The 12,075-nt window shown below is 72.0% G+C and carries 8 protein-coding genes; 7 read left to right on the top strand and 1 reads right to left on the bottom strand.

The genetic code is table 11. The annotated features are described in order from the left end of the window. The first annotated feature begins 4 nt into the window (after positions 1–4). The 6 genes from mutS (at position 5) to IPJ95_06125 (ending at position 7,000) form a co-directional block, all read left to right on the top strand. Complete coding sequence (gene mutS, locus IPJ95_06150; GenBank protein ID MBK7923203.1) at positions 5–2,545, top strand: DNA mismatch repair protein MutS; 2,541 nt, start codon at positions 5–7, stop codon at positions 2,543–2,545. 33 nt (positions 2,546–2,578) lie between these two features. Then, positions 2,579–2,905, top strand: coding sequence for a hypothetical protein (locus tag IPJ95_06145; protein ID MBK7923202.1), 327 nt, complete (start codon positions 2,579–2,581; stop codon positions 2,903–2,905). Between the two features lie 137 nt (positions 2,906–3,042). After that, positions 3,043–3,378, top strand: coding sequence for an energy transducer TonB (locus tag IPJ95_06140; GenBank protein ID MBK7923201.1), 336 nt, complete (start codon positions 3,043–3,045; stop codon positions 3,376–3,378). 218 nt (positions 3,379–3,596) lie between these two features. Beyond that, positions 3,597–4,970 (top strand): pyridoxal-phosphate dependent enzyme, encoded by a 1,374-nt coding sequence (locus tag IPJ95_06135; GenBank protein ID MBK7923200.1) that lies wholly within the window; start codon positions 3,597–3,599, stop codon positions 4,968–4,970. Between the two features lie 150 nt (positions 4,971–5,120). Next, positions 5,121–6,134, top strand: coding sequence for a D-alanine--D-alanine ligase (locus tag IPJ95_06130; GenBank protein ID MBK7923199.1), 1,014 nt, complete (start codon positions 5,121–5,123; stop codon positions 6,132–6,134). 14 nt (positions 6,135–6,148) lie between these two features. Continuing rightward, positions 6,149–7,000: a rhomboid family intramembrane serine protease gene (locus IPJ95_06125; protein MBK7923198.1), complete on the top strand. Its 852-nt coding sequence runs from the start codon at positions 6,149–6,151 to the stop codon at positions 6,998–7,000. A gap of 94 nt (positions 7,001–7,094) precedes the next feature. Here the strand turns inward: IPJ95_06125 and IPJ95_06120 are convergent, their stop codons facing one another. Then, the gene (locus IPJ95_06120; GenBank protein ID MBK7923197.1) at positions 7,095–8,426 is read right to left on the bottom strand and encodes an FAD/NAD(P)-binding protein; all 1,332 of its coding nucleotides are present in this window, start codon (positions 8,424–8,426) and stop codon (positions 7,095–7,097) included. A 339-nt stretch (positions 8,427–8,765) separates the two neighbouring features. Here IPJ95_06120 and IPJ95_06115 point away from each other — a divergent pair, with 339 nt between their 5' ends. Next, entirely contained in the window at positions 8,766–11,372 is a 2,607-nt protein-coding gene (locus tag IPJ95_06115) for a carbohydrate binding family 9 domain-containing protein (GenBank protein MBK7923196.1), read from the top strand. Positions 11,373–12,075: the final 703 nt, after the last annotated feature.

Raw genomic sequence — 12,075 nt, 5'->3', positions numbered from 1 at the left:
GCTCATGCAGCAGTACCGGGAGATCAAGTCCCGCCACCGGGACGCGATCCTCTTCTTCCGCATGGGCGACTTCTACGAGATGTTCTTCGACGACGCCGAGGTGGCGGCGCGGGTGCTCAACATCACCCTCACCGCCCGCGGCGACGGCGTGCCCCTCGCCGGCGTGCCGGTGAAGGCCGCCGCCGACTACCTGCGCCAGTTCATCGCCGCCGGCTTCCGGGTGGCCATCTGCGAGCAGGTGGAGGATCCCAAGCTCGCCAAGGGCATCGTCCGCCGCGAAGTCATCGAGACCATCACCCCCGGCGCCGTCCTCGACGAGAACTGCCTGCCGGGCGTGCGCAACAACTTCCTCCTCGCCGTCGCGGCCACTGAGCCGTCCTCCGGCCTCGCCGCCATCGACCTCTCCACCGGCGAGTTCATCCTGGAGACCCTCGTCGAGGGCGGGCTCGAGGAGGCGGTGGCGCGGATGGCGCCCGCGGAGGTGGTGGTGGGCGGCGACACCGCGCTCCGGCTCGAGGACGGCGTGCTCCGCACCACCCGCGAGAAGTGGGAGTTCGACCCCGAGCTGGCCCGCACCGAGCTGGCGCGCCGCTTCGGCCTGGCCAGCCTCGACGGGCTGGGCCTGGGCCCCGACGATGCCGCGGCGGTGGGCGCCGCCGGCGCGCTGCTCCGCTACGTGCACGAGCTGCAGCCCGCCGGCCTGCCCCACCTGCACCGCCCCGAGGTGCGCCGCTCCCAGGTGCACCTCTGGGTCGACGAGATGACCCGCCGCAACCTGGAGCTGGTGGAGCCGCTGCGCGCCGGCGCCCGCAACACCACCCTGCTCGAGGTGCTCGACACCACCATGACGCCGATGGGCGCCCGGCTGCTCCGCCGCATGGTGCTCTCGCCGCTCCGCGACCCCGCCGCCATCGACCAGCGGCTCGACGCGGTGCAGGTGCTGGTGACCGACGGCCGCGGCCGGGGCCGCATCCGCGAGGCGCTGCAGGGCGTCCGCGACCTGGAGCGCCTGGCCGGCCGCGCCGCCGCCGGCCGCGCCACCCCGCGCGAGCTCGGCGCCCTGCGCGACAGCTTCCTCCGCCTCCCCGACGTGCTCGAGGCGCTCACCGGCCTCGCCGACCGCGACCGGAGCACCGCCCTCGGCGCCGTGCTCGACGACTTCGACCTCCTCGCCGACCTGGGCCAGGAGCTCGCCGCCGGCCTCACCGAGCGGCCCCCCGCCGTCCTCGCCGACGGCGACGTGATCCGCCCCGGCTACGACACCGAGCTCGACGAGCTGCGCGACCTCCGCGACGGCGGCAAGCAGTACATCGCCACCCTGCAGCAGCGCGAGCGCGACCGCACCGGCATCCCGTCGCTCAAGGTGGGCTTCAACAAGGTCTTCGGGTACTACCTGGAGATCACCAACGCCCACGCCGACAAGGTCCCCGCCGACTACGAGCGGCGGCAGACCCTGGCCGGCGCCGAGCGCTACGTCACCCCCGAGCTCAAGAGCTACGAGGCCAAGGTCCTCGGCGCGGAGGAGAAGATCGGCCAGCGCGAGGCCGCGATCTTCGGCCGGCTGCGCGAGCAGGTGGGCCAGGCCACCGCGCGGGTGCAGCGCACCGCCGGCGCGCTGGCGCGGCTCGACGTCTGGGCCTCCCTGGCCGACACCGCGGTGCAGCACCGCTACGTCCGCCCCGCGGTGCACGACGGCCTCTCGCTCACCCTGCGCCAGGCCCGCCACCCGGTCATCGAGCGGCTCATGCCGCGCGAGACCTTCATCCCCAACGACGTCCGCTTCGATCCCGCCGAGCGGCTGCTGCTGGTCACCGGGCCCAACATGGCCGGCAAGAGCACCATCCTGCGCCAGATCGGGCTGTGCGTGATCCTGGCCCAGCTGGGGAGCTACGTCCCGGCGGAGGCGGCGGAGATCGGCGTGGTGGACCGGCTGTTCACCCGCGTGGGCGCCAGCGACAACCTGGCCCGCGGGCAGTCGACCTTCATGGTGGAGATGAGCGAGACCAGCGCCATCCTGCACAACGCCACCAAGCGGAGCCTGGTGCTGCTCGACGAGATCGGCCGCGGCACCTCGACCTACGATGGCGTGGCCATCGCCTGGGCGGTGAGCGAGCACCTGCACGACGTCACCGGCTGCCGCACCATGTTCGCCACCCACTACCACGAGCTGATGCAGCTCCCCGAGGAGCTGGCCCACGCCCGCAACCTCAACGTGGCCGTCCGCGAGGCGGGCGACCAGGTGATCTTCCTGCACCGCCTCGAGGCCGGCGGCACCGACCGCAGCTACGGCATCCACGTGGCCCAGCTGGCCGGCCTGCCGGGCCAGGTGGTGCGCCGCGCCCGCGAGGTGCTGCGCACCCTCGAGGGCGACCACCGCGTGGTGCCCGGCGAGCCCCCGGTCAGCGATCCCGGCCAGCTCGCCCTCTTCGGCGAGGCCCGGCCCCACCCGGTCGTGGAGCAGCTCAAGGGCACGGACGTGGAACGGATGACCCCGCTCGAGGCCCTCAACCTCCTCGCGGACCTCAAGCGGCGCTCGGAGGGGTAGGACGGGAGGCTACCGCCCTGCCACCTTACCGCCATGGATCTCCTCGACCGCTTCCTCGCCGGCGTCAACGTCCCCACCATGATCGTCGCGGTGGTGCTGGTGCTGCTGGTGATGCTGGTGATCAAGATCGGGAAGGTCCTGCTCTTCGCGGCGGTGTTCGGCGGCATGGCGGCGGGCGTCTCGCTGGGCCAGGGCAGCCCCCCCGGCACCGCGGGCACCCACGCGGCCATCGCCTTCGGCGTGGCGGCGGTGACGATGTTCCTCGTGCGGATGGCGAAAGGGTTCCTGGTATGGCTGCTGATCACCGCGCTGGGCGTCGCGGCCCTGCTGCTCTTCGACGTGGGACGCCTCGGCCGATGACCGTCGGCGCGCCCGGGATAACCGTTGGCGCGATCGTCGTTGGCCCGCCGGTCGTCGTTGGCGCGCACGGCCGTGCGCGCCTTCCCATTCTACCCCTCCTCGCAATCCTCGGCTGCGCCCGCGGCGACGGCAATACCGTGGCCCTCCCCGACCAATCCACCGCCCGCCGCGGCGACGACCCGCCGGTGGTGATCAACCCCACCTCGCCGGTGGAATACCCCGCCACCCTCTACGGCCGCGGCATCGAGGGCAAGGTGGTGCTCCGGCTCTTCGTGGACGAGACCGGCAAGCTCACGCCCGACTCCACCCGCCTGGCGGAGTCATCCGGGTACCCCGCGCTCGACTCCGCCGCGCTCGCCGCGGTGCCGTCGTTCCGCTTTGCCCCCGCCCTGCAGAACGGCACCCCCGTCGGCGCGCTCTTCCTGCAGCCGGTCCACTTCCGCCACCCCGAGGCCGGGGGGATGACGCCCTAGCGCGCTCCCGCCGCGTTGCACGCGGCGGGAGCGCGCGGGAAAGGGACAAATCTCCAGGCCGGCGACGTTGTCACGCGCCGGACGGGAAGCGGGAAGGGGGGCTGAGCGACCCTTCCCCGTTCCCCCTTCCCCCGACGCTTCCCGTTTCCCGTTTCCCGTTTCCCGCTGTAAGTTCCCCTCCCCGACACCTCGGACCCTGGCCCGTGACCCCTCCCCATCTGAAGCCCTACGACTCCGTCCTCCCCACCATCGGCTGGACGCCGCTCATCCGGCTCGGCCGCGTGGGCGCGGGCCTCCGGACGCCGGTGTACGGCAAGGCGGAGTACGCCAACCCGGGCGGGTCGGTGAAGGACCGGATCGGGCTCCGGATCATCGAGGACGCGGAACAGCGGGGGGAGCTCCGGCCCGGCGGGGTCATCGTCGAGGGGACCAGCGGCAACACCGGCGTGGGGCTCGCGCTCGCCGCGGCGCTCAAGGGCTATCGCTGCATCTTCACCATGCCCGACAAGATGTCGCAGGAGAAGGTGCGGCTGCTCAAGGCCTACGGCGCCGAGGTGGTCATCACCCCCACCGCCGTGCCGCCCGACCACCCCGACAACTACGTCAACAAGGCCAAGCAGATCGTCCATGACACGCCGGGCGCCGTGCTGGCCAACCAGTTCTACAACCAGGTGAACCCGCAGGCGCACTACGAGACCACCGGCCCCGAGATCTGGACCCAGACCGAGGGCCGCGTCACCCACTTCGTGGCGGGCGCCGGCACCGGCGGCACCGTGAGCGGCACCGGCAAGTATCTCAAGGAGAAGAACCCGAAGGTCCGGGTCATCGCCGGCGACCCGCAGGGCTCCCTCTACACCGGCTTCAGCAAGACGAAGTCCCTGGGCGAGGGCTACCCCTACAAGGTGGAAGGCATCGGCGGCGACAAGATCCCGAGCACCATCTGGTTCGACCAGATCGACGAGTTCCGCCAGGTGCCCGACCGCGACGCCTTCGTCATGGCCCGCCGCCTGGCCCGCGAGGAAGGCATGCTCCTCGGCGGCTCCGCCGGCCTCAACGTGGCGCTGGCGCTCGAGATCGCCCGCGAGCTCGACGACCCGCAGGCGCTGGTCGTCACCATCCTCTGTGACACCGGCGAGCGCTACCTCTCCAAGGTCTTCAACGACGAGTGGATGCAGGAGAACCAGCTGCTCGACGCCCCGCGCATCACCGTGGAGCAGCTGCTGCAGCGCCGCCCCGCCAACAGCCCCGCGCTGGTGAGCGTGGCCCCCGCCGCGGCGGTGCGCCAGGCGCTCAACCTCATGAGCACCTGGGGCGTGAGCCAGATCCCCGTGCTCGAGGCCGGCCAGTGCGTCGGCGGGCTCATCGAGAACACCCTCATGACCCGCGCCCTCGCCCAGCCCGCCCTCCTCGACCGCCCGGTGCGCGAGGTCATGGACGGCCCCTTCCCCGTCGTCGACGCCCTCACCCAGACCGACCGCCTCGCCACCCTGCTCACCCGCGAAAGCCCCGCCGCCCTCATCCAGAAGGACGGCAAGCTCATCGGCATCGTGAGCCGCTACGACATCCTGCAGCAGATGATCGGGACGCGCTAGCGCGGCGCTCCGCGCCGCGCGGGAAGCGGACAGCGCGCCCGTCCGGGGCCGCGACAGGCACCTGCCGGGAAGCGGGAAGCGGTGATCCAGCCGTTTCCCGCTTCCCGCTTCCCGTTTACGATTCACCCACCCCGAGCCGCGAGCCCCACGATCCGGATCACCGTCCTCACTGGTGGCGCCTCAGCCGAGCGCGACGTCGCCCTGGCCTCGGCCCGGCAGGTCGTCCCCGCGCTCCGGGCCTCCGGCCACGACGTGGTCGTGGTGGATACCGTCTCCGGATTCGTCCCCGAATCACGGGAGACCGACCACCTCCTGGGCCGGGTGGGCACCACTTGGCCCTCGGTGACCGAGCTCGCCGACCGGGAGCGGACCTTCCTCCTGACGTCGCTGGGCGCGCTCCCCGAGGTCCGGGAAGCCGACGCCGTCTTCCTGGTGCTCCACGGCGGCCGGGGCGAGGACGGCACCATCCAGACCCTGCTCGAGACCCTGGGCGTCCCCTACACCGGGAGCGGCCCCCTCGGCTCGGCCGTGGCGATGGACAAGGACGCCTCCAAGCGCCTCTTCCGCGACGCCGGCGTCCCCACCCCCCGCTGGCGGATGGCCCCGGTGAGCGTCGCCGAGTCCGGGAAGGAACTCGGCTGGCCGGTCGTGGTTAAACCCAGTAAGCAGGGCAGCACCGTCGGCCTGACGGTGGTCAAGCGGCCGGAGGAGTTCGAGGCGGCGGTGCTCTTCGCCAGCGAGTACGACGACGAGGTGATGGTCGAGGGCTTCATTCCGGGACGGGAGCTGACCGTCGGCATCCTGGAGGGGAAGGCGCTGGCCGTCGGGGAGATCATCCCCCAGCACGAGATCTTCGACTACGAGTGCAAGTACACCCCGGGCATGTCGGAGGAGATCTTCCCCGCCAGCCTCTCCCCCGCGGTCACGGCGGAGTGCCAGCGCCTGGGCGTCCTGGCCCACGACGCCCTCCGGCTGGGGAGCTATTCCCGGGTCGATTTTCGCTTGACTCCGGAGGGGGCCCTCTACTGTTTAGAGGTCAATACCCTGCCCGGAATGACGGCCACCAGCCTCCTTCCCCAGTCGGCCAGGGCGGCAGGCATCGAGTTTGCGGCACTGTGTGATCGGATTTGCCGTACCGCCCGACGTCCCGGGCGGCAGGCGTAACCGGGAAGCGACGCATGTCCTTCAGCAGCCCCACTTTCCCTCGCCCCACACCGTGGGTGGTCCGCGTCATCGCGGCCACGGCGGTGGTGCAGCTGCTGCTGGAAACGATCTTCACATCCGGTCAAATCCACACGCTCCTCGCGATGGACCCGGCCCATTTCATGGCCCGGCCCTGGGGCGCCTTCACCTACCTGTTCGTGCATTCGGGGTTCCTGCACCTCGCCACGAACATGCTCTGGTTCTACCTGCTCGGCACCGCGGTCGAAACCCGACTCGGGTCCCGGACATTCATCCTCTTCTACATCTACTGCGGGGTCGGGGCGGCGCTGGTCTCCCTGCTCCTCAACGTCTTCACGCCGGTCGGCCCGATGATCGGCGCCTCCGGCGCGGTCTTCGGCGTCTCGGTGGCCTTCGCCATGCTGTGGCCCGAGGCCGAGATGCTGGTCTTCCCCATCCCCTTCCCCATCAAGGCCCGGACCCTGGTCCTGGCCGCGGCGGCGATCGAGGTGGTGGCGGCCCAGATCCCGTCCATGTCCGGCGTGGCCCACGAGGCGCACCTGGGCGGCATGCTCGCCGGCTGGCTGTTCTTCAAGATCCAGGCGTTCTCCCGCCACCGCCCCGTCCCCGCCTTCCGGGAACAGCCGGAACGCGCCGTCATGGTGCAGCAGACCGCCGCCAGCCGCGAGTCCGAGCGCCCCGCCGCGCCGATCCGCCCGCTCACCCCCCGCGCCGGCTCCGACCCCGTGGCCATCGAAGTGGACCGGGTGCTCGACAAGATCAGCGCCACCGGCATCGAGAGCCTCACCGCCGAGGAACGCCGCTTCCTCGATGAAGTGAGCAAGCGGAAGCAGAAGGATCTGAACTAGGGCGGTAGGGCGGTAAGGCGGTAGGGCGGTAGGGCGGTAGGGGCCGGCTGAATGCCGGCCCTTCGTGTGTGTCCCCTTCCCGCTTCCCGCCGTCCTACCCCACCAGCTCCGCCGCCTGCCCCCGCAGCTCCGGGATCGCCAGCGACTCCCATTCTCCGCCGATCCGGAGCGGCCCCATCGCGAACACCCCTGGCACCGGGGTGCCATCGGCGCCGTGCAGCTGGCCGTCCGCGGAGGTTTCCCAGCCCAGTCGCAGCGGGTCGGGGGTGAGCAGCCCGCGCATGCGCAGGTTCTGGATGAGCGGGTCTCCCACGCGGTGGTAGTCGCGGTTGGGGCCGGTGCAGTTCACCACCCGCGCGGCGCGGGTGTGGTGCACCTGGCCATCCTCCGGGGAGCGCCAGCGGACCACCAGGGCGTCGTCCTGCGCGCTGAGGCCGAGCGGCCGGCCCCGCAGCACCGTGAGCCGGCCCGCGTCGCGGAGCCGCGCCAGCCGCGCCGCGATCTCCGGCGCCATCCGGTGCCGGTGGATGTCCCACGGCCCCTGCGCGTGGCGGAGGAAGCGCGCCCGGTCGGTCACGCTCCACCCGCGCCAGATCGCCTGGCTGTGCGGCCGGAGCCCGTCGATCACCGCGCGCCACTCGGCGCCGCCCCGCACCTGCTCGCGGATCCACCGGAACGCCCCCTTCGGCGTCTGGAATGCCTCGGGGAGGGTGGGCTGGGGCCGCGGCGTGTACGGCGCGTGGGGGCGGGGCAGCCAGCCGCGGCGCGAGATCGCGGTCACCGGCCCCTCATGGCCCGACTCCTCCAGCGACAGCGCCACGTCGATCATCGTGAGGCCGGTGCCGATGAGCAGCACCGGCGCGGTGGCCGCGAGGCCGGTCGCCGCGGCGGGGTCCCAGGGATTGCGGTAGTAGGAGGGGAAGGCGCCGGGGTCGGCGTGCAGCGGGTCGTTCGGCGGGAGGTTTCCCAGGGCCAGCACCACCCGCCGCGCGGCGAGGGTGGTCCCGTCGTCGAGCAGCACCCGCCACCCCTCGCCCTCGCGGGCCAGGTCCACGGCGCGCCGCGGCACCGGCGAGACGAGCGGCGAGCGGAGCGCCTCCGCCAGCACCTCCTCGAGGTAGGCGCCGTACACCAGCCGCGGCGCGAACGTCCCCTGGTCCGCCCCCGGCGTCCGCGCGGCGAGCCAGCGCTGGAAGTGCCCGGGGTCGTCGGGGAAGGCGCTCATATTCCAGGCGGGGACGTTGAGCAGGTTGCTCCGGAACGGCGTGTCGTACGCCACCCCGCGCCCCGCCCCCGGCCCCACGCCGATCAGCGCCAGCCGGCCCGGCTTGCCCTGCCGCACATGCTGGGCGGTCACCAGCGCCCCGCTCGCCCCGGCGCCCACCACCACCAGGTCGTAGCCCACTCCACTCCACTGGGAATGCATCATCCTCACCGTGACGCGTGGCGCAGGCCCCGCACCCGTGCAGCGTTGCGACAGGCCTGCTGGATCAATTCTGGCCTCAAGGGAGGTCGTCCCCCGGGTTCGGTGCCACGCGCTCGGAGGACCAGTGGCGGGCAGGGACCCGGGTGGCAAGAGCCGGGCCGGGCCCCCTCGCGGCCAGCCCCATCCCCCTCCCACTCCCCACTCCCCCTCTCTCTTCCCTCTTCCCTCTTCCCGTTTCCCTCTTCCCGCTTCCCGGCTCTCCCCCCCGAAACCCCCCAACCTTTACACCCGTAGTCGCCATCCAAGCTCCACCAGGCACTCCATCCCCTCGAGGTCCCTTTGTCCCAGCGCGTCCCGCTGCTGGCCCTGCTGCTGCTGTCCCTCGGCAACGGCGTGGCCGCCCAGGCGGCGGATTCCAGCAAGCAGTTCACCGCGCTCCGCCTCGACAGCGGCCGCCTCCACATCGACGGCCGGCTGGACGAGCCGGCCTGGGCCGATGCCGCGTGGCGCAGCGACTTCACCCAGAAGGAGCCGGTGGAGGGGGGAGCGCCGAGCGGCCGCACCGAGGTGGCGTTCTTCTATGACGACGACGCCCTCTACGTGGGCGCGCGGATGGGGAGCGCGGACCCGGCGGGGATCCCCACCACCGTCACCCGGCGCGACCAGTTCAGCAACGCCGAGCACTTCATCGTGGCGCTCGACACGTACCACGACCGCCGCACCGCCTACAGCTTCATCGTGAGCAGCGGCGGGGTGCGCAGCGACTACTTCCATCCCGCCGACGGCGAGGACGAGCGCGACTACACCTGGGATCCCGTCTGGCAGGCGCGCACCAGCATCACCCCCACCGGGTGGATCGTGGAGATCCGCATCCCCTTCTCGCAGCTCCGCTTCACCGCGGCCGGCAGCCAGCGCTGGGGGCTGCAGATCAACCGCTGGATGCCGCACGCCAACGAGGACGTGTACTGGATCGTCATCCCCAAGAACGAGACCGGCTGGTCCAGCCGCTTCGGACTGCTCACCGGCATCGACGGGGTGAAGCCGCCGCGGCGGGTGGAGCTGCTCCCCTACGTGGCGGGGAACGGCCGCTACGAGGATGCGCCCTCGGGTGATCCCTTCAACGACGGCAGCGAGTACACCGGGCGGGCGGGGCTCGACTTCAAGATGGGCCTGGGCCCGAACCTCACCCTCGACGCCACCGTGAACCCCGACTTCGGCCAGGTGGAGGCCGACCCGGCGGAGGTGAACCTCTCCGCCTTCGAGACCTTCTTCGGCGAGCGGCGGCCCTTCTTCACCGAGGGCGCCAACCTCCTCGCGGGGAACGGGCCCGGCTACTTCTACTCCCGCCGCATCGGCACCTCGCCCCGGGGCGACGCCGCCGCCGACTTCGTCGAGCGGCCCGACAACGCCACCATCCTGGGCGCCGCCAAGGTCACCGGCCGGCTGCGGAGCGGCACCTCCATCGGGTTCCTCACCGCCTTCACCGACCGGGAGGAGGCGCGCACCTACGACGTGGCCACCGGCCGCTTCGGGCGGGCCGCCATCGAGCCCTTCACGGCGTACGGCGTGGGGCGGGTGCAGCAGGAGGTGGGGAAGAACCAGTCGGTGGTCGGGGTCTCGCTCACCAGCGTGTACCGCAGCCTGGGCGACACCGCGCTCGCGGCGCTGCTGGCCGAGCGGGCCATCACCGGCGGCGCTGACTGGAACCTGCGCTTCAAGGACGGCACCTACGAGGTCGGCGGGTTCGTGGGCGTGAGCCACGTGGCGGGCGACGCGGCGGCCATCGCGCGGGTGCAGCGCGCGCCGGCCCACTTCCTCCAGCGCCCCGACGCCTCCGAGTTCGACTTCGACTCCACCCGCACCAGCCTCACCGGGTACGCCGCGGGGCTCAACGCCTCCAAGAACAGCGGCAAGCACTGGCTGGGCAGCGTGGGGGTGAGCACCGAGAGCCCGTACTGGGAGCTCAACGACGTGGGGCGGCTGCAGAGCGCCAACGACGCCGACGCCTTCGTGCAGCTGCGCTACCGCGAGAACACCCGCGGGAGGCTCTTCCACCGCTGGAGCAGCAACGCCTTCCTGGGCCGGGGCTGGAACTACGCCGGCATCCCCACCTACACCGAGGCCTCGCTGGGCAACAGCTTCACCTTCCACAACTTCATGCGCCTCTTCCTGGGCGTGTACGGCAACCTCGCCGAGCAGAGCGACGACCTCACCCGGGGCGGCCCGCTGATGGGCGCGCCCGGTGGCATCGGCGGCGACGTGGAGCTGTCGGGGAACGAGGGCAAGCCCGTCACCTGGGACGCTGGCCTGAGCTGGTTCGACGACGAGGTCGACGGCTGGCGGCGCACCTGGGAGGGGTCCATCGGCATCCGGCCGGTGCCGGCGGTGTCGATCAGCCTGGAACCGTCCTGGACCCGGAGCGTGAGCAGCCGCCAGTTCGTCACCAGCCTGGGCGGCGGGACGGCGGCCACCTTCGGCGGGCGCTACGTCTTTGCCTACGTCGACCGCAGCACCCTCTCCACCAGCATCCGGGTCAACTACGCCTTCTCGCCGGACCTGAGCCTCGAGTTCTACGGCGAGCCCTTCGCGGCGAGCGGGCACTATCGCGACTTCGGCGAGCTCCCCGACGCGCGCAGCTTCCGGATCCGGAGGTACGGCACCGACGGCACCACCATCACGAAGCAGCCCGATGGCAGCCGCGACGTCACCGACGGGGCGCAGACCTTCAACCTTCCCGACCGCGACTTCAGCGTGCTGTCCTTCCGGAGCAACCTGGTGCTGCGCTGGGAGTGGCGGCCGGGGAGCACCCTGTTCGTGGTGTGGCAGCAGGACAAGTTCGGCGACGCCACCCGCGACGTGGGAGTGCGCTCGCTGTTCGATGCCTTCAAGGCCGACGGCGGGCAGTTCCTGGCGGTGAAGGTGACCTACTGGCTGGCGGCGAGGTAGGCGGTTCGGCGGCTCGAAGCCACACGCTGTCATCCCGAGCGCAGCGAGGGATCCCTCCAGGTCCGCAAGGCGTGCGCTACCGCCGCCGGATTGACAGACGTTGGCCGGCCCCGGCACCCGCGGCTAAAGCCGCGGCTCGGCCTCCATCGCTGAAGCGAGGCATGACGGGCCTTTGCCCACCCCGGGCCGAAAGACCCCAGGCGCTTTAGCGCCTGCCGCCGAGCCGCGAGTTTACTCGCGAGCTCGCGACGCCGGCCCCGCGAGAGTACTCGCGAGCTCGCAGCCCGCGGCTAAAGCCGCGGCTCGGCCTCCATCGCTGAAGCGAGGCATGACGAGCCCCTGCCCACCCCGGGCCGACAGACCCCAGGCGCTTCAGCGCCTGCCGCCGAGCCGCGAGTTTACTCGCGAGCTCGCGGCCCGAGCCCGCGGCTAAAGCCGCGGCTCGGCCTCCATCGCTGAAGCGAGGCATGACGAGCCCCTGCCCGCCCCGGGCCGAAAGACCCCAGGCGCTTTAGCGCCTGCCGCCGAGCCGCGAGTTTACTCGCGAGCTCGCGGCGCCCCCCCCCCCATACTCGCAGGCCGCGCTAAAGCCCGGCTCGGCCCATCTAAGGCGGGCCTGCCCCACGGGGGACCCGGCTGCCTGGACCCGCTCTCGCGGCTCGCGGCGCCGGACTCCCCTCGCCTTCCCTCTTCCCGCTTCCCT

The organism is Gemmatimonadota bacterium (assembly GCA_016713785.1).
GTDB lineage: Bacteria > Gemmatimonadota > Gemmatimonadetes > Gemmatimonadales > GWC2-71-9 > JADJOM01.
This window is presented reverse-complemented; position numbering and strand designations above follow the sequence as displayed.